The following is an 18,959-nucleotide window of genomic DNA, read 5'->3' as shown; positions in this document are numbered from 1 at the left end:
CCAGGGGTACCGACCCGGCCCGCAGCGACGCGCTTATATAATGATCAATTCGCTCTTTCCGGGCCATTTCCCCCCGTCATGTCCGCCGTCAGTCTAGAAAACGTCTCCAAGGTCTACTCCCCGCGCCAGCGCGGCTGGCAGAAGCTGCTCGGGCGCGCGCCCGCCGCCGGCTTCCAGGCGCTGGACAATGTCAGCCTGAATATTGAACACGGCGAGTTCTTCGGCCTGCTCGGCCCCAATGGCGCCGGCAAGACCACGCTGATCTCGATCCTGGCCGGCCTGGCGCACGCCAGTTCGGGCCGCGCCACGGTCTGTGGATACGACGTCGTGGCCGACTACAAGTCGGCGCGGCGAGCTTTGGGCGTGGTGCCGCAAGAGCTGGTCTACGACCCGTTCTTCACGGTGCGCGAGACCCTGCGCATCCAGTCCGGCTATTTCGGCCTGCGCAAGAACGACGACTGGATCGACGAAATCCTGTTCAACCTGGGGCTGGCCGACAAGGCCAACTCCAATATGCGGGCTCTGTCCGGCGGCATGAAGCGCCGCGTGCTGGTGGCCCAGGCGCTGGTGCACCGCCCGCCGGTAATCGTGCTGGACGAACCCACCGCCGGCGTGGACGTGGACCTGCGGCGCACGCTGTGGGAATTCATCTCGCGCCTGAACAAGGCCGGCCACACCATCATGCTGACCACCCACTACCTGGAAGAAGCGGAAGCCCTGTGCGGCCGCATCGCCATGCTCAAGCGCGGCCGCATCGTGGCGCTGGACACCACCCAGGCCCTGATGGCCCGCGTCGGCGGGGTCGACCTCGAAGACGCCTTCGTGCGCATCATGCACGCAGGCGACGAGCAGCCCGCGCCCGCCCTGCAACCCGAAGAGATCTCGTCATGACCCAGCCCGCCGCGACCGCCAGCCAGCCGCTGGTGCAGCCCCGCCTGGATGCGGGCTCCGGCTTCCCGACCTTGCTGCGCAAGGAATTGCTGCGCTTCTGGAAGGTCAGCTTCCAGACCATCGCCGCCCCCGTCATCACCGCGCTGCTGTACCTGCTGGTCTTCGCTCATGTGCTGGAAGGGCGCGTCATGGTGTACGGCAGCGTGCCCTACACGGCGTTCCTGATACCCGGGCTCATGATGATGAGCATGCTGCAGAACGCCTTCGCCAATCCCTCGTCATCGCTCATCCAGAGCCGCATCACGGGCAACCTGGTCTTCATGCTGCTGCCGCCGCTGTCGCACCGCGACATCTTTGCCGCCTACGTGCTGGCGGCGATCGTGCGCGGCCTCGCGGTCGGACTGTGCGTGTGGGTGGTGGCGCTGTTCTTCGTGTCGCTGATCCCCGCCCACCCGCTGTGGCTGGCCGTCTTCGCCGTGCTGGCCTGCGGCATCATGGGCGTGCTGGGCCTGATCGCAGGCCTCTGGTCCGAAAAATTCGACCAGCTCGCGGCCTTCCAGAATTTCCTCATCATGCCGGCCACCTTCCTGTCTGGCGTGTTCTATTCCATCCATACGCTCCCCGCCTTCTGGCAGAGCGTATCCCACTGGAACCCCATCTTCTACACCATCGACGGCTTCCGCTACGGATTCTTCTCGGTGTCGGACGTCTCCCCCTGGCGCAGCCTGGCCGTGGTGACGGGGGTGTTCCTCGCGCTATCGCTCTATGCGCTGCGGCTACTGGCCAGCGGCTACAAACTCAGGAACTGACGTCCATGCTTCCCACTCCCGCGCAAGTCCGCCAATACATTGCGGACGGCCTGCCCTGTGAACATCTCGACGTGCAAGGCGACGGCTCGCATTTCGACGCCGTCATCGTCAGCACCGCCTTCGAAGGCAAGCGCCTGATCCAGCGCCATCAACTGGTCTATGCCGCGCTCGGCGACCGCATGAAGGCCGAGATCCATGCGCTGTCCATGCGCACCCTGACGCCCGCCGAATACCAGCAAGCAGGCAAGTAATGGACAAGCTACGCATCACCGGAGGTTCGCGCCTGCACGGCGAAATCTCCATCTCCGGCGCCAAGAACTCGGCCCTGCCCATCCTGTGCGCCGGCCTGCTGACCGCCGACGCGCTGACCCTCAGCAATGTGCCGCACCTGAACGACACGGCCACCATGCTGCGCCTGCTGGGCCGCATGGGCATGCGCGCCGAGCGTGACGCGGACGGCACGGTCACGCTGCAGGCCAACCAAGTCGACAAGCTGGAAGCCCCCTACGATCTGGTCAAGACCATGCGGGCCTCCATCCTGGTGCTGGGGCCGTTGTTGGCGCGCTTCGGCGAAGCCCGCGTCAGCCTGCCTGGCGGTTGCAGCATCGGCCAGCGTCCGGTGGACCAGCACATCAAGGGCCTGGCCGCCCTGGGCGCGGAAATCAGCATCGAACACGGCTTCGTGGTGGCGCGCGCCAAGCGCCTGAAGGGCGCCTCGGTGCGCACCGACATGGTCACCGTCACCGGCACCGAGAACCTGCTGATGGCCGCGGTGCTGGCCGAAGGCCAGACCGTGCTGGAGAACGCCGCCTGCGAACCTGAAGTGGTGGACCTGGCCGAACTGCTCATCAAGATGGGCGCGCGCATCCAGGGCCACGGCACCAGCCGCATCGTGATCGACGGCGTGGACCGCCTGCACGGCGCCGAACACCGCGTCATCTCCGACCGCATCGAAGCCGGCACCTTCCTGTGCGCGGTGGGTGCGGCGGGCGGCGACATCGTCCTGCGCAACACCGACGCGGACATCCTCGGCGCCACCCTGAGCAAGCTGACCGAGGCCGGCCTCACCATCAAGACCGGCCCCGACTGGATCCGCTGCGCCATGTCCTCGCGCCCCCGCGCCGTGGGCTTTCGCACGCTGGAGTACCCCGGCTTCGCCACCGACATGCAGGCCCAGGTGATGGCGCTGAACGCCGTGGCCGACGGCACCTCGGTCGTCGTCGAGACCATCTTCGAAAACCGCTACATGCACGTGCAGGAACTGCGCCGCATGGGCGCGGACATCGACATCGACGGCCACACCGCCATCGTGCGCGGCGTGCCGAAGCTGTCGGGCGCTACCGTCATGGCCACCGACCTGCGCGCCTCGGCCAGCCTGGTCATCGCCGGCCTCGCGGCCGAAGGCGAAACCCTGGTCGACCGCATCTACCACCTGGACCGCGGCTACGACCAGATGGAAGTCAAACTGCGCGCCCTGGGCGCGAACATCCAACGCGTTACCAAGGAACAGGCATGAACGATGCCACCGTCGTCCCCCCCCTGACCCTGGCGCTGTCCAAAGGGCGCATTTTCGAAGAGACCATGCCGCTGCTGGCCGAGGCCGGCATCGAAGTCCCCGAGAACCCCGAAAGCTCGCGCAAGCTGATCCTGCCCACCAGCGATCCCGGCCTGCGCCTGATCATCGTGCGCGCCTCGGACGTGCCCACCTACGTGCAGTACGGCGCGGCCGACCTCGGCATCGCGGGCAAGGACGTGCTCATCGAGCACGCCAAGGAACAGCCCGGCGGCCTGTACCAACCCATCGACCTGAACATCGCCAAGTGCCGCCTGGCCGTGGCCGTGCGCAAGGGCTTCGACTACGAAGGCGCCGTCCACCAGGGCGCGCGCCTGCGCGTGGCCACCAAGTACGTGCAGTCAGCCCGTGAACACTTCGCGGCCAAGGGTGTGTACGTGGACATCATCAAGCTGTATGGTTCGATGGAACTGGCGCCGCTGGTGGGCCTGGCCGACTGCATCGTGGACCTGGTGTCCACCGGCGGCACCTTGCGCGCCAACGATCTGGTCGCGGTGGAAGACATCATGCCGATCTCCTCGCGCCTGATCGTCAACCAGGCTGCGCTGAAGACCCGCGGCGCCCGCCTGCAACCGCTGCTGGACGCCTTCGAGAGAGCTACCTCCCGCAACGCCTGACCCTCGCCCGCCGCGACGCCGCGGCGGCCGTTACCTGCTTGCTGCATGACGCCATGGCCCTGATCAATCGTCTCGACTCCCGCGATCCCGGATTCAAATCCGCCCTGTCCACGCTGCTGGCCTTCGAGGCCACCGAGGATGAATCCATCGACCGCGCCGCAGCCGGCATCCTGGCCGACGTGCGCGCCCGCGGCGATGCCGCGCTGGTGGAATACACGCAGCGCTTTGACCGCATGCCCGGCGCATCGGCCCAGACGCTGGAGATCCCCAAGGCGGACTGGCATGCGGCCCTGGCCGCGCTGCCGGCCGCCCAGCGCAACGCGCTGGAAGCCGCCGCCGAGCGCGTGCGCAGCTACCACGAACGCCAGCGCGCCGAGACCTGGACCTACACCGACGCCGACGGCACCATGCTGGGCCAGCAGGTCACCCCGCTGGACCGCGTGGGCCTGTACGTGCCTGGCGGCAAGGCCGCCTACCCGTCCTCGGTGCTGATGAACGCCATCCCGGCCAAGGTCGCGGGCGTGCAGGAACTGGTCATGGTCACGCCCACGCCCGACGGCGTGCGCAACCCCATCGTGCTGGCCGCCGCGGCCATCGCCGGCGTGGACCGCGTCTTCGCCATCGGCGGCGCGCAGGCCGTGGGCGCGTTGGCCTATGGCACCGCCACCGTACCGGCCGTCGACAAGATCGTCGGCCCGGGCAACGCCTACGTCGCCGCCGCCAAGCGCCGCGTGTTCGGCGTGGTCGGCATCGACATGATCGCCGGCCCCAGCGAAATCCTGGTCATCTGCGACGGCAAGACGCCGGCCGACTGGATCGCCATGGACCTGTTCTCGCAGGCCGAACACGACGAACTCGCGCAATCCATCCTGCTGTGTCCGGACGCCGCCTTCATCGAAGAGGTGCAAGCCTCGATCGAACGCCTGCTGCCCACCATGCCGCGCGCCGACATCCTGCGCGTCAGCCTGGCCAACCGCGGCGCGCTGATCCTGGTCCAGGACCTCGAAGAAGCCTGCCGCATCGCCAACGACATCGCGCCTGAGCACCTGGAGATCTCCACCGAGCAGCCCGAGAAGTGGACCGCGCAGATCCGCCACGCCGGCGCCATCTTCATGGGCCGCTTCAGCTCCGAATCCCTGGGCGACTACTGCGCCGGCCCCAACCACGTGCTGCCGACCTCGCGCACGGCCCGTTTTTCGTCGCCGCTGGGCGTCTATGACTTCCAGAAGCGCTCCAGCCTGATCCAGGTTTCGCACCAGGGCGCCCAGAAGCTGGGCCGCATCGCCGCCGAACTGGCGCTGGGCGAGGGCCTGCAGGCGCACGCCGCCAGCGCCCAGTACCGGATCGACCAGCCATGAGCCTGCCGGACCGCCCCGAAGGCAATCCCGCAAGCGTGGCTACTACCGCAGGCGTTGCCGGCCGCATTGCCGGCACGGTCCGGGCGGACATCCGCGAACTGGCCGCCTATCCCGTGGCCAACGCGGAGGGCTGCATCAAGCTCGACGCCATGGAATGCCCCTACGAGCTGCCCGAGGCGGCGCGCGAGGACATCGCCCGCGCCGTGCGCGACACGCCGCTGAACCGCTATCCCGCAGCCGACCTGTCTGCGCTGCAAGAGGCCGTGAAAACGGCCTTTGGCGTGCCGGACGCCGCGGACGTGCTGTTCGGCAACGGCTCGGACGAACTCATCCACATCGTGGTGCAGGCCTGCTGCAACCCCGGCGACGCGGTGCTGTCGCCCTGGCCGTCGTTCGTCTACTTCGACATGGCCGCGCGCTTCGACCACGCCCGCTTCGTTGGCGTGCCGCTGACGGCCGACCTGACCCTGGATTTGCCGGCCATGCTGGCCGCCATCCGCGAACACCAGCCCAAGGTGGTGTTCCTGGCCGTGCCCAACAATCCCACCGGCGGCCTCTGGTCCGACGAGGACGTAGCGGCCATCATCGCCGCCGCCCCCGGCCTGGTGGTGCTGGACGAGGCCTACCAGCCCTTCGCCGACCGCACCTGGATGCCGCAGGTGCTGGACGCGCCGAACGTGGTCGTCATGCGCACGGTGTCCAAGATCGGCCTGGCCGGCCTGCGCTTCGGCTACCTGGCCGGACACCCCGCCTGGATCGCGGAACTGAACAAGGTCCGCCCGCCCTACAACCTGGACGTGCTGACCCAGGCCACGCTGTCGGCCGTGCTGCGCCACAAGCCGGTGCTGGACGAACAGGCCGCCCGCCTGCGCGCGGACCGCGAGCCGCTGGCCGCCGCGCTGGCCCAGTTGCCCGGGGTGCGGGTATTCCCTTCCGCCGGAAACTTCGTTCTTGCCCGCTTTTCCGGCAAGCTGGACGGCAACGCCGTGCATCTTGCCCTGAAAACGCGCAAAATATTGATTCGCAACTTCTCCAACGCCCATCCGCTACTGGCCAACTGCCTGCGCATCTCGGTGGGCGCCCCGGCTGAAAACGCCGCCTTGCTATCCGCCCTGCAAGAGATTTTGAGTGCTTAACATGCGTACCGCTGAGATCACCCGCAACACCAACGAAACCCGCATCCGCGTGGCCGTCAATATCGACGGCACCGGCAAGCAGACGATCGACACCGGCGTGCCGTTCCTGGACCACATGCTGGACCAGATCGCGCGCCACGGCCTGATCGACCTCGACATCAAGGCGGAAGGCGACCTGCACATCGACGCGCACCACACCGTCGAAGACGTGGGCATCACGCTGGGCATGGCCATCGCCAAGGCGGTCGGCACCAAGGCCGGCCTGCGCCGCTACGGCCACGCCTACGTGCCGCTGGACGAAGCGCTGTCGCGCGTGGTGGTGGATTTCTCGGGCCGTCCTGGCCTGGAATACCACATCCCCTTCACCCGCGCCCGCATCGGCGACTTCGACGTGGACCTGACCCGCGAATTCTTCCAGGGCCTGGTCAACCATGCCCTGATCACGCTGCACATCGACAACCTGCGCGGCGTCAATGCCCACCACCAGGCGGAAACGGTCTTCAAGGCCTGTGGCCGCGCCCTGCGCATGGCCATGGAAGTCGATCCCCGCATGGGCGACGTCGTGCCCTCCACCAAGGGCGTGCTGTAACCTCCGCCCTCCACCCCGCAGCAGGCAGAAAGAAGTGACCACTATCGCCATCGTCGACTATGGAATGGGCAATTTCCATTCCGTCGCCCGCGCCCTGAAATACGCCGCCCCCGATGCCGACATCCGCATCTGCAGCCAGCCCCAGGAAATCGCCGCGGCCGACCGCGTCGTGTTTCCCGGCCAGGGCGCCATGGCCGACTGCATGCGTACCCTGAACGAATCCGGCCTGCGCGAGGCCGTCGTGCGCGCCGCGCGCGAGAAGCCCCTGCTGGGCGTGTGCGTGGGCGAACAGATGTTGTTCGATTCCAGCGAGGAAGGCGGCACCGCCTGTCTGGGGCTGTTCCCCGGCGTGGTGCGCCGCTTCGCGGGCCCTGGCTTTGCGGACCCCGTCAGCGATGACGACGCCTGCCTGGCCGATACCGGCGCCGCCGGCTTGGCCGACACCCGTCCCGAACGTCTCAAGGTCCCGCACATGGGATGGAACAAAGTGCGCCAGACGCGCTCTCATCCTATCTGGGCCGGCATTCCGGACGACACGCACTTCTATTTCGTCCATAGCTACTACGCCGATCCGGAAGATCCGGACCTGACTGTTGGTGAAACCGAGTATGGCCTCGCCTTTACCTGCGCGGTGGCGGCAGCTAACATTTTCGCGGTGCAGTTTCACCCCGAAAAGAGCGCCGAGCACGGTTTGCGCCTGTATCGCAATTTTGTAGACTGGCAGCCGTAGGCTCCAAGCCCACGCCCGCCAGCCCTTTCAACCCCTATATTTATTCGCTGCCCACCATGCTGCTGATCCCCGCCATCGATCTCAAAGACGGGCGCTGCGTGCGCCTGCGCCAGGGTGACCTGGACGATGCAACGGTGTTCTCTGAAGACCCCGCCGCCATGGCCACACGTTGGCTCGACCAAGGCGCGCGCCGCCTGCATCTGGTCGACCTGAACGGCGCCGTCGCCGGCAAACCCAAGAACGAAGCCCCCATCAAGGCGATCCTGGACGCTGTCGGCGACGACATCCCCGTGCAGATCGGCGGCGGCATCCGCGACCTCGACACTATCGAACGCTACCTTGACGCCGGCATCTCCTACGTGATCATCGGCACCGCCGCGGTCAAGAACCCCGGCTTCCTGCAGGACGCCTGCGGCGCTTTCCCCGGCCAGATCATCGTCGGCCTGGATGCCCGCGACGGCAAGATCGCCACCGACGGCTGGAGCAAGCTGACCCGCCACGACGTGCTCGACCTGGCCAAGAAGTTCGAGGACTACGGCTGCGAAGCCATCATCTACACCGACATCGGCCGCGACGGCATGCTGTCCGGCGTCAACGTCGAAGCCACGGTCCGCCTGGCCCAGCACGTGCGCATCCCGGTCTACGCATCGGGCGGCATCGCCGGCATCCAGGACATCGAAGCCCTTTGCGCCGTCGAAGAAGAGGGCGTCGAAGGCGCCATCCTGGGCCGCAGCATCTACGAAGGCACGCTCGACTTCCAGGCAGCGCAGGCGCGCGCCGACGAACTGGCAAAATGACCACCTCCAGCAGCCCCCCCGGGGCCGGCGCGCCCGCACAGAGCGCGCTGACCCGCCGCATCATCCCCTGCCTTGACGTCACCGCGGGCCGTGTCGTCAAGGGCGTGAACTTCGTCAACCTGCTCGACGCAGGCGACCCCGTCGAGATCGCCCGCCGCTACAACGAGCAGGGCGCCGACGAACTCACCTTCCTCGACATCACCGCCACCAGCGACGGCCGCGACCTGATCCTGCCCATCATCGAGCAGGTGGCCTCGCAGGTCTTCATTCCGCTGACGGTGGGCGGCGGCGTGCGCCAGGTCTCCGACATCCAGCGCCTGCTGAATGCCGGCGCCGACAAGATCAGCATCAACAGCGCCGCCGTGGCCAATCCGGAACTGGTGCGCGCGGCCTCGGACTACCACGGCTCGCAATGCGTGGTGGTGGCGATCGACGCGCGCCGCGTGTCGGCCGCCGGCGAACCCGCCCGCTGGGAAGTCTTCACCCACGGCGGCCGCAAGGCCACCGGGCTGGACGCCGTGGCCTGGGCGCGCCGCATGGCCGCCTACGGCGCCGGCGAAATCCTGCTGACCAGCATGGACCGCGACGGCACCAAGTCCGGTTTCGACCTGGAACTCACGCGCGCCGTCTCGGACGCCGTGCCGGTGCCCGTCATCGCCTCGGGCGGCGTGGGCAACCTGCAGCATCTGGCCGACGGCGTCACCACCGGCCGCGCCAGCGCGGTCCTGGCCGCCAGCATCTTCCACTTCGGCCAGCACACCGTGGGCGAGTGCAAGCGCTTCATGGCCGATCAGGGCATCCCAGTCCGGATGTAGTCCCTGCCCCGGGCGCCTGCGGCGCTTCGGGGAACCCCGGTCAGGCGTGCAACAAGGTATTGCCGTAAGATTATGAGTCCCCACGCGACAGTGGCGGTCCGCAAGCTGCCGCGCGAGGACAATGGATGAATGAGATGAGCAACGAACCCGCCTGGATGGCCGATGTCGTCTTCGACGAAAACGGCCTGATACCCGCCATCGCGCAGGACGCCGAAAACGGCCAGATCATGATGGTGGCCTGGATGAACCGCGAATCGCTCGCCGAAACGGCCGCCACCGGGCGCGCCGTCTACTGGTCACGTTCGCGCCAGCGCCTGTGGCGCAAGGGCGAGGAGTCCGGCCACGCCCAGGAAGTGCACGAACTGCGCCTGGACTGCGACGGCGACGTGATCCTGCTCAAGATCCACCAGCAGGGCGGCATCGCCTGCCACACCGGGCGCGCCAGCTGCTTCTACCGCCGCCTGGAAGGCCAGTCCGACCAGGCCTCCTGGACCACGGTGGACCCCGTCCTGAAAGACCCCGAACTGATCTACAAATGACCGCTCAAGCCGCAAGCGCCGCAGAAATCCTGGCGCGCATCGCCGATACCCTGGAAACCCGCCGCCCCGAAAACGGCGGCGATCCCCAAGCCTCCTACTCCGCCAAGCTGCTGGCCAAGGGCCCGGACGCCTTTCTCAAGAAGATCGGCGAGGAAGCCACCGAACTGGTCATGGCCGCCAAGGACGGCGTGCCCGACCGCATCGTCAGCGAAACCGCCGACCTGTGGTTCCATTGCCTGGTGGCCTTGACGCATTTCAAGCTGCGGCCCGAAGACGTATTGGCCGAACTGGCCCGCCGCGAAGGCCTGTCCGGCCTGGCGGAAAAGGCGAGCCGCCCGCAAGACTGACCACGGAACCCGGAAAAATGAGCGACAACTGTCTCTTCTGCAAGATCGCCGCTGGCGACATCCCGTCCAAGAAAGTCTACGAAGACGAGGACTTTGTTGCGTTCCACGACATCAATCCGGCCGCGCCGGTACATTTATTGCTGATCCCTCGACGTCATGTCACATCCATGCAGGATATTAAGGGGGAGGACGCAGAATGGTTGGGTAGAATGATGTCATTAGCGCCGCGGTTAGCCGCTGAAAACGGTTGCCGTCCGGGCCCTGATGGCGGGTTTCGCATCATGATCAATTCTGGCGTCGAAGGCGGCCAGGAAGTCCCGCATCTGCATTTCCACATCATCGGCGGTTCGCGACCCTGGAAAGGGCGCGTGGCCCCCAACGCGTAATTCGGAGAAACATCATGGGTAGTTTCAGCATCTGGCATTGGTTGGTTGTCCTGGTCATCGTGGCGCTGATTTTCGGCACCAAGAAGCTGCGCAACATCGGCTCGGACCTGGGCGGCGCGGTCAAGGGCTTCAAGGAAGGTATGAAGGACGCCAACGGCGACAAGCCGGCCGAACCGATCGCGCAGCAGCGCGTCTCCGGCGACACCATCGACGTGCAGGCCAAGGAAAAATCCAACTCCTGAGCGCCTGCTCGGCTCCCGGGCCGTCCTGAAAAGGCCGGCCCTTATTGCATCCACTCCCGAGCGGCCGTCGAATGTTTGATGTCAGCTTCACTGAACTGATGGTGATCGGCGTCATCGCCCTGATCGTCATCGGCCCCGAACGCCTGCCCAAGGTTGCCCGCACCGTCGGCCACCTGCTCGGGCGCGCGCAGCGTTACGTCAATGACGTGAAATCCGATATCCAGCGCGAAATCGAGCTCGACGAACTGCGCAAGTTCAAGAGCGAAATGGAAGATGCCGCCCAGGGCGTGCAACAGTCGCTGAACGAAACCCAGGCCTCGCTGCAGGAACCCGTGCAGCAGTTCCGCGCCGAACTCGACGAGGTCGCGCGCGAAGCCAGCATCAAAGCCGAATCGGCCGCCGCCAGCGACACGCCTGCCGAGCCCGAGCGCAGCATCGCGCCGCCCCCCGGCCAGAACCACAGCCTGGACCTGGACCTGCCGCCGGCGGCCGTACCCGCCCCCGCCGCAACCCAACAACCCGCGCCCAGCGCGCCCAAGGCCGACGACGCCGCGCCCGCCGCCAAGCCCGTCGCGCCCTCCGGAACACCGACGTGACCCAGGACGCCACCCAAGAAGAAGGCCAGCAGGAGACTTTCATCTCCCACCTGGTCGAATTGCGCACTCGCCTGCTGCGCGCCGTTGGCGCCGTGGTCGTCGTGTTCATCGTGCTGTTCATCTACCCCGGCGCGTCGGCCATTTATGACGTGCTGGCCCAGCCCATGCTGGCTTCGCTGCCGGAAGGCACCCGCATGATCGCCACCGGCGTCATCACGCCGTTCATGGTGCCGGTCAAGGTCACGATGATGGCCGCGTTCATCGTGGCGCTGCCCGTGGTGCTGTACCAGGCCTGGGCCTTCGTGGCGCCCGGCCTGTATCGGCACGAAAAGCGCCTGGCGCTGCCGCTCATCATTTCCAGCACCTTTCTGTTCATCGCGGGCATGGCATTCTGCTATTTCGTGGTGTTCCGCACGGTCTTCCACTTCATCGCCACCTTCGCGCCGCAGTCCATCACGCCGGCGCCGGACATCGAGGCCTACCTGAGCTTCGTCATGACGATGTTCATGGCCTTCGGCATCACCTTCGAAGTACCCGTGGCCGTGGTGCTGCTGGTGAAGATGGGCGTGGTCGAACTGTCCAAGCTGAAGGCCGCCCGCGGCTACGTGGTGGTGGGGGCCTTCATCATCGCCGCCGTGGTCACGCCGCCCGACGTGGTGAGCCAGTTCATGCTGGCCGTGCCGCTCTGCCTGCTGTACGAGGTCGGACTGATCTGCGCCCGCATGGTCACGCCAAAACAAGGAACGGAAAGCGAAGCCAGCTCGGATTCGCTGACCGAACGCCACTGATCTTCCTCTGGACGGTCCTGCCCACAAAGCAGGACCGTTTCACCTTGTGGGCGACACGCGGCAACTCTACATTGCCCTCATGTCACTCGCCCAAAGACTGCACACCCTGATGCGATGGCGCGGCATCAAAAGCCAGAACCAGCTGGCGCGCATTTCCGGCGTGCCGCAATCCTGCATCCATCGCATCCTCATGCGCGAAGATTGCTATTCGCCGTCTCGCGCCACCCTGCTGCGGTTGGCGCGCGCACTGGACACCAGCGTGCCCTGGCTGACTGATGGCGTGGGGCCGGGCGGGGATGCGCCGCCTGGCAGCGTCGGCCCGCCGGAAGGCGCCCCGGACGGCTATTGCACGGAAATCTGGGCGCTGCTGCGCAATCAATCCGAAAGCACCAAGAAGGCCATCGTATCGGCGGTGCGCCTGATGGCCAAAGACCCCGCCGCGACCTGACTTCCAGCCGCGCCCCGTGCGAAATCCCGGCCCGTTCCTAGCGCGGCTTGCCCGGGCGCGTACCCACCACCACCGCCAGCTCTGCCGGCTTGCCGCCACGCAGTATGCCCAGCTTGGCGCTCTGGCCCGGCGGCAGCTGCGCGATCTCCGACAGCAGGCTGGTGGTGTCCCCCATGCGCTTGCCGTTGACCGACTGCACGATATCGCCCACCTTCAAGCCGCCGCGCGCGGCAGGTCCATCGCGCATCACGCCGGCGATGATCACGCCGCGGGTGTCGCGGTCCAGCCCGAACGCCCGCGCCAGTTCCGGCGTCACGTCCTGCGGCTCCACGCCCAGCCAGCCGCGCTTGACCCCGCCGGTCCTGACGATCTCGTCCATGACCTTGCGCGCGATCTCGATCGGGGTGGCAAAGCCTATGCCCATGGACCCGCCCGATTCAGAATAGATGGCGGTATTGATACCGACCAGATTGCCCGCGGCGTCGATCAGCGCGCCCCCCGAATTGCCGGGGTTGATCGCGGCGTCGGTCTGGATGAAGTTCTCGTAGGTGTTCAGGCCCAGCCCGTTGCGGCCCAGCGCCGACACGATACCCAGCGTCGTGGTCTGCCCGACGCCGAACGGATTGCCGATAGCCAGCACCACGTCTCCCACCCGCAAGCCCCGGTCCGGCGCCAGCGTGGCCGCGGGCAGCGCGCGCAAGGTGGCCAGCTTCAGCACGGCCAGATCGGTGTCCGGATCCGCGCCCACCACCTTGGCGGCATCGCGGCGGCCGTCCGCCAGCGCGACCTCGATCGCGTCCGCGGCCTGCACCACGTGGTAGTTGGTCAGCACATAGCCGTCCTGGTTCACGATCACGCCGGACCCCAGGCTGGTCGAGGCCTGGCGCCGTGTCACGCCCGGCACCTGGCCGAAGAACTGACGCAGCACCGGATCGTCGGGCAGCGGAATCAGCGGCACGTTCACGTGCTTGGTGGTGTATACGTTGACCACGGACGGCGCGGCGCGGGCCACGCCATCCGCATAGGACACCGTGGCCTGGGCGCGTGCCGCCGGCGGTGTGGCGGCCGCAGCTGCGGGCTGAGGCCCTGCCGCCGGCCCGGCCAGCCGCAGCAGGTCGGGCCGCAAGGTCGTCACCACGAATAGAATACCCAGGCAGACCGTGACGGCCTGAGCAAAGATCAGCCAATATCGGCGCATGATTCTGATAGGACTAGCTATGAGTAAAGTGGACTCCCACGTCCTGGCCAACTGGCTGGACGATACCCTGCAAGCGGCGCGCTTCAAGGACTATTGCCCCAACGGGCTGCAGGTGGAAGGCCGATCCGAAATCGCACACATTATCGCCGGAGTCACGGCCAGCGAAGCCCTGCTGCGCGTGGCGGTCGAACGCGGCGCCGATGCGGTGCTGGTACACCACGGCTGGATGTGGCGCAACGAGGACCGCCGCGTGATCGGCACCCGCCGCGCGCGCATGGCCCTGGCCCTGAAAAACGACCTGAACCTGTACGCCTACCACCTGCCGCTGGACGCGCATCCCACGCTGGGCAACAACGCGCAGCTGGCGCGCGTGCTGGGCCTGACGCCCGCGCTGCGCGATGACGGCGCACCGCAAACCTGTGGCCCCGACAACCTGGTCTGGCTGGGCGTCGCCGAAGGTGTGGCGACGCTCGGCCAGTTGGGTGCGCGCGTGGCCGAGCGCCTGGGCCGCCAGCCGCTGGTGGTGGGCGATCCGGACCTGCCGCTGACGCGCGTGGCCTGGTGCACGGGCGGCGCGCAAGGCATGCTGGGCGACGCCGTGGACGCTGGCGCCAGCGCCTACATCACCGGCGAAGTCTCCGAATCCACGGTGCACCTGGCGCGCGAGACCGGCGTGGGCTTCATCGCCGCCGGCCACCACGCCACCGAACGCTATGGCGTGCAGGCGCTAGGGCAAGCGGTCGCGGAACGCTTCGGCATCAAGGTCGAATTCGTCGACATCGACAACCCGGCATAGCCGCCGCTACGCCCCGCCATCCGCCCCCGCAAGGGGGCGTTTTCGTTTCACGGCGGCGGCAACCGCACACGCCGCCAGCGTCCGAATCGGCCGGACTTGCCTAGGGGAAAACCAGAGGGCGCGATCAAGGCGGCGGCTGTGCGTCGCATCTGGTCAATCGCGGTTCTCTCCCTGTCAATTCCGGGCGCAGCCCACAGCCCTAGCATTCCATCCAATCGCCCGCGGCCGGGCCTTTTCCGGCTGGGCCTCCTACACACGGAGCCATGGAATGCTGACCCTCTACGACCACCCGCGCTCCGGCAACTGCTACAAGGTCCGCCTCTTTCTTGCGCTCATCGGCCGGGACTACCAAAGCGCATTCATCGACGTGCTGGCCCGCAAGAACCAGACGGCGGAGTTCGAGCAAATCAGCGCCTTCCAGCAGATCCCCGCGCTGACCGATGGCGACACCGCCATCTGGGACAGCCACGCCATCCTGCTGCACCTCGCGCACCACTATGCCCCCGAATGGCTCGCGCCGCCCGCGCGCATCGGCGCCATGCACGCCTGGATATCGGTATCCGCCAATGAAATCGCCAACAGCCTGCAGCCGCTGCGCTTGACGCGCGTGGTCAGCAACGCCGAAGCCGCGCACCACCTGGGCGTGAGCGAGGCGCTGCTCGACGTGCCCGGCATGCAAGCCCGCACGGACCGCGTGCTGCAACGCCTGGACAAGCGCCTTGCGGAAAACGCATGGCTGGCAGGCGGCGATGCGCCGAGCGTGGCCGACATTGCCTGCTACGGCTACCTGGCGCTGGCCGAGGAGGCCGCGATCGACATGGCCGCCTATCCCGCCATCGAGGCATGGCGCAAACGCATACAGCAGTTGCCGGGATACGTGCCGCCGGGCCCCTGAGCCCGCGCGCGACCACAAACACAAAAACTATTACTACAAGACAAGAGGGAACCACATGGACGCCATACAGGCCGCGCAGCCTATTACCCAATCACACAAGAAACCGAACCTGTTCCGGGTCGCCGTCGCGACCGTCATCGGCACCGCCGTGGAAGCGTTCGACTTCCTCGCCTACGGCACCGCCGCGGCGTTGGTATTCAACAAGATATTCTTCCCGCAATTCGATCCGGTAACCGGCACGCTGGCGGCCTTCGGCGCGTTCGCCAGCGGCATGCTGGCGCGGCCCATCGGCGGCATCCTGTTCGGCCATTTCGGCGACCGCATCGGCCGCAAGTCCATGCTGACGCTGAGCCTGCTGCTGATGGGCATATGCACCGTGCTCATCGGACTGCTGCCGACCTATGAACAGATCGGCATCTCGGCGGCGGTGCTGCTGGTGGTGCTGCGCATCGGCCAGGGGCTGTCGTTCGGCGGCGAGATGGGCGGCGCCATGCTGATGGCTGTCGAGCACGCGCCACCGAAGTGGAAGGCGTTCTTCGGCAGCCTGCCGCTGGTGGGCGCGCCCCTGGGCATCCTGCTGTCGGTGGGTTCCTTCGCGCTGGTGACGCGGCTGCCGGAAGCGGATTTCCTGTCCTGGGGCTGGCGCCTGCCGTTCCTGGCCAGCGCCGTGCTCATCGTCGTCGGCCTGTTCATCCGCCACGGCATCGACGAGTCGCCGGAGTTCGAACAGGTCAAGCGCGAAAAGGCGCTGGCCAGGCAGCCCCTGGAAGACAAGATGCCCCTGGGCGAGCTGCTGCGCAAGCACGGCAAGTCGCTGCTGCTCTGCATAGGCTGCAAGATCGCCGAGGTCACCCTGATCTACACCTTCCTGGTGTTCTCCGTGTCCTATGCCGTTTCGAAGCTGGGCTTCAGCCGGGCCGACGCGTTGCACGCCTTGCTCTACGGCGCCGGCCTGCTGATGTTCACCATTCCGCTGTTCGGCGTGCTGGCCGACCGCATCGGCGCGCGCCGCGTCTGTGGCTGGGGCGGCATGTTCCTGGGGCTCATGGCCATCCCGATCTTTCTCGCGGTGGGCAGCGGCTCGCTGATGGCATACAGCCTCGCCGTTTTCGTCGCCATGGCCTTCAACTACGCGATCATGATCGCGCCCCAATCCAGCCTCTACAGCGCCCAGTTCCCTGCGGAGCTGCGCTATTCCGGGCTGTCCATCGGGGTCCAGTTCTCGGCGGCCATCGGCGGCGGCCTGGCGCCGCTGATCTCGGCCACGCTGGTGCAGAAGTTCGACAGTATTCTTCCGGTCGGCGTCTACCTGGCGTTCCTCGGCATCGTCGCGGGCACCTCGGCGTTTCTCATGAAGCCCACGCCGCAGGACTTGCGGCGCGGCTGACACGCCGCAACCAGCCACGAGCAGGCGGCACGGACCTATGCGCCGTCGCCGCTTCTGGCCGTCTTGCGGTACAGGGCGGGGGACATGCCGAAGCGTTCATGAAAACGGCGGATGAAATGGCTGGCATGCTGAAAGCCGCAAGACGCCGCAATCTCCTTGACCTCGACGTGCGCGCGCCGCGGATCCTCCAGCGCTTCCCTGGCCAGCTGCAGGCGGCGTTCGCGCACGTAGCTGGTGTATTGCAACGAGCGCATCTTGAACAGCCGGTGCACCCAGCGCGTAGTGACGCGCAGCACATCCGCCACCGCCTGCACCGACAACTCCGGATCGGTGATGTGGGCATCGATGTAGCTGGCCAGCACTTGCCAATTGTCGGCGGGCGCGCGCGCATCGCCCGGTATCTTCTCCAAGGCCTGGCTGGTATAGATCGAAGCCAGCAGCGCAAGCAGCGCCTGCTCCGCAAAAAGCGACGAGGTGGGATTGGATTCCGCCTTGTCGAAGAACACGTGATGCAGGCAGCGATGCGCGGTCTGCACCATCGGCAAGGCGGCCACGCCGCGCTGCGCCGTGAACTGCGACATCGCCAGGCTGTGCGCGCCCAGCAGGCGCGACAGCGGCCCCTTGACCACCACGATGCGCGAGTCGGTGTACATGCGGATTTCGGAAGGCAGCGCGGTGGTGCGGAAGATGATGTCGCCGGGTTCCAGCGGCAGCGTGGCCTCGTTCTGCACGATGACGCCGTGCCCCGCGATCACGAAGCTCGCCAGGAACTCCGCATGCGCCAGGTCGGCCGCGTGCTCCGCGCGGTGGTGCACGCTGATCGGCGTGGATTCCAGGCTCACCACCAGCCCGCCTGCCCGCAACCGACAGGCCTGCAATTGCAGCCTGGGCTGTTCGGTCAAGGCCCGGAACTCCCCTGGCAGGACCAGCTTGTCCAGCTCTCGCTCGTAGCCCGCGATCTCCTGCGCATAGAAAGGGCGGAACTGCGGCGCGAAATTGAGATCCGCCTCGGAACAGGCGGGCCGGGCGGATGGATTCACTGTCTGGCTGGCGCGTGGCATGCTGGGAACACTCTGTCGGGCTGGCCAACACTGGCCGAAAAGCGCCTGCCTTCCTGTCGCATTGAGTCAACCCTCGTTCGTGATCGGTCAATCGCTGGCGGCAGCGGCGGGCGTGTAATTGAGCCATTATCCCAAGGAGACCCCATGCTGGAAAAACAAGCCCATGCCGACGCCTTCTTTGCGCGCTCCGCGAACAAGCTCGACTTCGGGAACTGGAGCGAGAAGGAAAAGGTGGCCCTGAGCTGCCGCATTCTCGCCAGCGAAGGCCATTCGGAAACCCTGGCGGGCCAGATCACCGTGCGCCAGGAAGACGGCACGTTCCTGACCACGCCCATGGCCCAGGCCTTCGACGAAATCGTCCCGGCCTCGGTCATCCGCATCAACGACAACATGGAAGTACTCGACGGCCCGGGCACGCCCAACCCCGCCGTACGCTTCCACTTCTGGGTCTACCGTCAGCGTCCCGACGTGCAATGCATCATCCACACGCACCCGCCGTATGTGTCGACGCTGTCCATGACGGGCCAGCCGCTGGTCGTCGCGCACATGGACGCAACGCCCTTCCATAACGACTGCGCCCACCTGAAGGAATGGCCCGGCCTGCCCATCGCCGACCAGGAAGGCGAGATCATTTCAGCGGCGCTGGGCGACAAGCGCTGCATCCTGCTGGCCAACCACGGCTTTCTGGCCGCTGGCTCCTGCGTCGAGGAGGCGCTGTACCTGTCGGTGCTGATCGAACGCGCGGCCCGCAATCAGCTGCAGGCCGCGGCCGCATACGGCGAAGTCAAACCGGTGAATGACGCGCTGGCGGCCGAATCGCACGACTTCCTGTTGAAGCCCAGCATCGTGCGCGCGAGCTTCGCCATGTTTGCGCGGCGGGTCGAACGGCAAATGGCTGCGGAATAGGGCTATCGGGGGAGAGAACAAGCGGCGGATCGTTCAGCGGGGGCCGGCATGCGCC

At 66.8% G+C, this 18,959-nt stretch carries 24 protein-coding genes; 22 read left to right on the top strand and 2 right to left on the bottom strand.

Features of this window, described 5'->3' with window-relative positions; all coding sequences use genetic code 11:
• Positions 1–78 precede the first annotated feature (78 nt).
• From AXYL_RS00975 to AXYL_RS00890, 18 genes are all read left to right on the top strand, one after another.
• Positions 79–891 carry an ABC transporter ATP-binding protein gene (locus AXYL_RS00975; RefSeq protein ID WP_013390955.1) on the top strand — a complete coding sequence of 271 codons (813 nt, stop codon included), beginning with the start codon at positions 79–81 and terminating at the stop codon, positions 889–891.
• On the top strand, positions 888–1,700 hold the full coding sequence (locus tag AXYL_RS00970; RefSeq protein ID WP_013390954.1) for an ABC transporter permease: 813 nt from the start codon (positions 888–890) through the stop codon (positions 1,698–1,700). The genes AXYL_RS00975 and AXYL_RS00970 overlap by 4 nt, the downstream gene beginning before the upstream one ends.
• A 5-nt stretch (positions 1,701–1,705) precedes the next feature.
• Positions 1,706–1,951: a BolA family protein gene (locus AXYL_RS00965; RefSeq protein WP_013390953.1), complete on the top strand. Its 246-nt coding sequence runs from the start codon at positions 1,706–1,708 to the stop codon at positions 1,949–1,951.
• The gene (gene murA / locus AXYL_RS00960; RefSeq protein ID WP_013390952.1) at positions 1,951–3,216 is read left to right on the top strand and encodes a UDP-N-acetylglucosamine 1-carboxyvinyltransferase; all 1,266 of its coding nucleotides are present in this window, start codon (positions 1,951–1,953) and stop codon (positions 3,214–3,216) included. Before AXYL_RS00965 ends, murA begins: the two co-directional genes overlap by 1 nt.
• Complete coding sequence (gene hisG / locus AXYL_RS00955) at positions 3,213–3,890, top strand: ATP phosphoribosyltransferase (RefSeq protein ID WP_013390951.1); 678 nt, start codon at positions 3,213–3,215, stop codon at positions 3,888–3,890. The genes murA and hisG overlap by 4 nt, the downstream gene beginning before the upstream one ends.
• A gap of 53 nt (positions 3,891–3,943) precedes the next feature.
• Positions 3,944–5,248, top strand: a complete 1,305-nt coding sequence (gene hisD, locus AXYL_RS00950) for a histidinol dehydrogenase (RefSeq protein ID WP_013390950.1) — start codon at positions 3,944–3,946, stop codon at positions 5,246–5,248.
• Positions 5,245–6,384: a histidinol-phosphate transaminase gene (gene hisC / locus AXYL_RS00945; protein ID WP_013390949.1), complete on the top strand. Its 1,140-nt coding sequence runs from the start codon at positions 5,245–5,247 to the stop codon at positions 6,382–6,384. Before hisD ends, hisC begins: the two co-directional genes overlap by 4 nt.
• A 1-nt stretch (position 6,385) precedes the next feature.
• On the top strand, positions 6,386–6,973 hold the full coding sequence (gene hisB / locus AXYL_RS00940) for an imidazoleglycerol-phosphate dehydratase HisB (RefSeq protein WP_013390948.1): 588 nt from the start codon (positions 6,386–6,388) through the stop codon (positions 6,971–6,973).
• 34 nt (positions 6,974–7,007) lie between these two features.
• Positions 7,008–7,703 carry an imidazole glycerol phosphate synthase subunit HisH gene (gene hisH / locus AXYL_RS00935; protein ID WP_013390947.1) on the top strand — a complete coding sequence of 232 codons (696 nt, stop codon included), beginning with the start codon at positions 7,008–7,010 and terminating at the stop codon, positions 7,701–7,703.
• A gap of 56 nt (positions 7,704–7,759) precedes the next feature.
• Positions 7,760–8,500 carry a 1-(5-phosphoribosyl)-5-[(5-phosphoribosylamino)methylideneamino]imidazole-4-carboxamide isomerase gene (gene hisA / locus AXYL_RS00930; protein WP_006224535.1) on the top strand — a complete coding sequence of 247 codons (741 nt, stop codon included), beginning with the start codon at positions 7,760–7,762 and terminating at the stop codon, positions 8,498–8,500.
• Positions 8,497–9,315: an imidazole glycerol phosphate synthase subunit HisF gene (gene hisF, locus AXYL_RS00925; protein WP_013390946.1), complete on the top strand. Its 819-nt coding sequence runs from the start codon at positions 8,497–8,499 to the stop codon at positions 9,313–9,315. The genes hisA and hisF overlap by 4 nt, the downstream gene beginning before the upstream one ends.
• 134 nt (positions 9,316–9,449) lie before the next feature.
• Positions 9,450–9,854 (top strand): phosphoribosyl-AMP cyclohydrolase, encoded by a 405-nt coding sequence (gene hisI, locus AXYL_RS00920; RefSeq protein ID WP_041652068.1) that lies wholly within the window; start codon positions 9,450–9,452, stop codon positions 9,852–9,854.
• Positions 9,851–10,201 (top strand): phosphoribosyl-ATP diphosphatase, encoded by a 351-nt coding sequence (locus AXYL_RS00915; RefSeq protein WP_013390944.1) that lies wholly within the window; start codon positions 9,851–9,853, stop codon positions 10,199–10,201. Before hisI ends, AXYL_RS00915 begins: the two co-directional genes overlap by 4 nt.
• Positions 10,202–10,218: 17 nt before the next feature.
• On the top strand, positions 10,219–10,587 hold the full coding sequence (locus AXYL_RS00910; protein ID WP_013390943.1) for a histidine triad nucleotide-binding protein: 369 nt from the start codon (positions 10,219–10,221) through the stop codon (positions 10,585–10,587).
• Positions 10,588–10,601: 14 nt separating this feature from the next.
• The gene (gene tatA / locus AXYL_RS00905; RefSeq protein WP_013390942.1) at positions 10,602–10,829 is read left to right on the top strand and encodes a Sec-independent protein translocase subunit TatA; all 228 of its coding nucleotides are present in this window, start codon (positions 10,602–10,604) and stop codon (positions 10,827–10,829) included.
• Between the two features lie 71 nt (positions 10,830–10,900).
• Positions 10,901–11,425, top strand: coding sequence for a Sec-independent protein translocase protein TatB (tatB, locus tag AXYL_RS00900; RefSeq protein WP_013390941.1), 525 nt, complete (start codon positions 10,901–10,903; stop codon positions 11,423–11,425).
• Positions 11,422–12,213: a twin-arginine translocase subunit TatC gene (tatC, locus tag AXYL_RS00895; RefSeq protein ID WP_013390940.1), complete on the top strand. Its 792-nt coding sequence runs from the start codon at positions 11,422–11,424 to the stop codon at positions 12,211–12,213. The genes tatB and tatC overlap by 4 nt, the downstream gene beginning before the upstream one ends.
• Before the next feature lie 79 nt (positions 12,214–12,292).
• On the top strand, positions 12,293–12,661 hold the full coding sequence (locus tag AXYL_RS00890) for a helix-turn-helix domain-containing protein (RefSeq protein WP_041652065.1): 369 nt from the start codon (positions 12,293–12,295) through the stop codon (positions 12,659–12,661).
• 37 nt (positions 12,662–12,698) lie between these two features.
• Here AXYL_RS00890 and AXYL_RS00885 read toward each other — a convergent pair whose 3' ends face one another.
• On the bottom strand, positions 12,699–13,859 hold the full coding sequence (locus tag AXYL_RS00885) for a trypsin-like peptidase domain-containing protein (protein ID WP_013390938.1): 1,161 nt from the start codon (positions 13,857–13,859) through the stop codon (positions 12,699–12,701).
• Positions 13,860–13,878: 19 nt separating this feature from the next.
• Between AXYL_RS00885 and AXYL_RS00880 the strand changes: the two genes are divergently transcribed.
• The 3 genes from AXYL_RS00880 (at position 13,879) to AXYL_RS00870 (ending at position 16,937) form a co-directional block, all read left to right on the top strand.
• Entirely contained in the window at positions 13,879–14,655 is a 777-nt protein-coding gene (locus AXYL_RS00880) for a Nif3-like dinuclear metal center hexameric protein (protein ID WP_013390937.1), read from the top strand.
• A gap of 268 nt (positions 14,656–14,923) precedes the next feature.
• A complete protein-coding gene (locus tag AXYL_RS00875; protein ID WP_013390936.1) occupies positions 14,924–15,550 on the top strand; it encodes a glutathione S-transferase family protein in 627 nt (208 codons plus the stop codon).
• Between the two features lie 55 nt (positions 15,551–15,605).
• Positions 15,606–16,937 (top strand): MFS transporter, encoded by a 1,332-nt coding sequence (locus AXYL_RS00870; RefSeq protein WP_013390935.1) that lies wholly within the window; start codon positions 15,606–15,608, stop codon positions 16,935–16,937.
• Positions 16,938–16,972: 35 nt separating this feature from the next.
• Here the strand turns inward: AXYL_RS00870 and AXYL_RS00865 are convergent, their stop codons facing one another.
• Complete coding sequence (locus tag AXYL_RS00865; RefSeq protein ID WP_013390934.1) at positions 16,973–17,998, bottom strand: AraC family transcriptional regulator; 1,026 nt, start codon at positions 17,996–17,998, stop codon at positions 16,973–16,975.
• 144 nt (positions 17,999–18,142) lie between these two features.
• Between AXYL_RS00865 and AXYL_RS00860 the strand changes: the two genes are divergently transcribed.
• Positions 18,143–18,904, top strand: coding sequence for an aldolase (locus AXYL_RS00860; protein WP_013390933.1), 762 nt, complete (start codon positions 18,143–18,145; stop codon positions 18,902–18,904).
• Positions 18,905–18,959 lie beyond the last annotated feature (55 nt).

This window comes from Achromobacter xylosoxidans A8, assembly GCF_000165835.1.
GTDB lineage: Bacteria > Pseudomonadota > Gammaproteobacteria > Burkholderiales > Burkholderiaceae_B > Achromobacter > Achromobacter xylosoxidans_B.
The sequence above is the reverse complement of the archived record's forward strand: the minus strand, read 5'-3'. Positions and strand labels throughout refer to the sequence as shown.

Coding starts and splice junctions, on each gene's coding strand:
- AXYL_RS00975 (WP_013390955.1), top strand. CDS start 79: ATGTCCGCCGTCAGTCTAGAAAACGTCTCCAAGGTCTACTCCCCGCGC.
- AXYL_RS00970 (WP_013390954.1), top strand. CDS start 888: ATGACCCAGCCCGCCGCGACCGCCAGCCAGCCGCTGGTGCAGCCCCGC.
- AXYL_RS00965 (WP_013390953.1), top strand. CDS start 1,706: ATGCTTCCCACTCCCGCGCAAGTCCGCCAATACATTGCGGACGGCCTG.
- murA (WP_013390952.1), top strand. CDS start 1,951: ATGGACAAGCTACGCATCACCGGAGGTTCGCGCCTGCACGGCGAAATC.
- hisG (WP_013390951.1), top strand. CDS start 3,213: ATGAACGATGCCACCGTCGTCCCCCCCCTGACCCTGGCGCTGTCCAAA.
- hisD (WP_013390950.1), top strand. CDS start 3,944: ATGGCCCTGATCAATCGTCTCGACTCCCGCGATCCCGGATTCAAATCC.
- hisC (WP_013390949.1), top strand. CDS start 5,245: ATGAGCCTGCCGGACCGCCCCGAAGGCAATCCCGCAAGCGTGGCTACT.
- hisB (WP_013390948.1), top strand. CDS start 6,386: ATGCGTACCGCTGAGATCACCCGCAACACCAACGAAACCCGCATCCGC.
- hisA (WP_006224535.1), top strand. CDS start 7,760: ATGCTGCTGATCCCCGCCATCGATCTCAAAGACGGGCGCTGCGTGCGC.
- hisF (WP_013390946.1), top strand. CDS start 8,497: ATGACCACCTCCAGCAGCCCCCCCGGGGCCGGCGCGCCCGCACAGAGC.
- hisI (WP_041652068.1), top strand. CDS start 9,450: ATGAGCAACGAACCCGCCTGGATGGCCGATGTCGTCTTCGACGAAAAC.
- AXYL_RS00915 (WP_013390944.1), top strand. CDS start 9,851: ATGACCGCTCAAGCCGCAAGCGCCGCAGAAATCCTGGCGCGCATCGCC.
- AXYL_RS00910 (WP_013390943.1), top strand. CDS start 10,219: ATGAGCGACAACTGTCTCTTCTGCAAGATCGCCGCTGGCGACATCCCG.
- tatA (WP_013390942.1), top strand. CDS start 10,602: ATGGGTAGTTTCAGCATCTGGCATTGGTTGGTTGTCCTGGTCATCGTG.
- tatB (WP_013390941.1), top strand. CDS start 10,901: ATGTTTGATGTCAGCTTCACTGAACTGATGGTGATCGGCGTCATCGCC.
- AXYL_RS00890 (WP_041652065.1), top strand. CDS start 12,293: ATGTCACTCGCCCAAAGACTGCACACCCTGATGCGATGGCGCGGCATC.
- AXYL_RS00885 (WP_013390938.1), bottom strand. CDS start 13,859: ATGCGCCGATATTGGCTGATCTTTGCTCAGGCCGTCACGGTCTGCCTG.
- AXYL_RS00880 (WP_013390937.1), top strand. CDS start 13,879: ATGAGTAAAGTGGACTCCCACGTCCTGGCCAACTGGCTGGACGATACC.
- AXYL_RS00875 (WP_013390936.1), top strand. CDS start 14,924: ATGCTGACCCTCTACGACCACCCGCGCTCCGGCAACTGCTACAAGGTC.
- AXYL_RS00870 (WP_013390935.1), top strand. CDS start 15,606: ATGGACGCCATACAGGCCGCGCAGCCTATTACCCAATCACACAAGAAA.
- AXYL_RS00865 (WP_013390934.1), bottom strand. CDS start 17,998: ATGCCACGCGCCAGCCAGACAGTGAATCCATCCGCCCGGCCCGCCTGT.
- AXYL_RS00860 (WP_013390933.1), top strand. CDS start 18,143: ATGCTGGAAAAACAAGCCCATGCCGACGCCTTCTTTGCGCGCTCCGCG.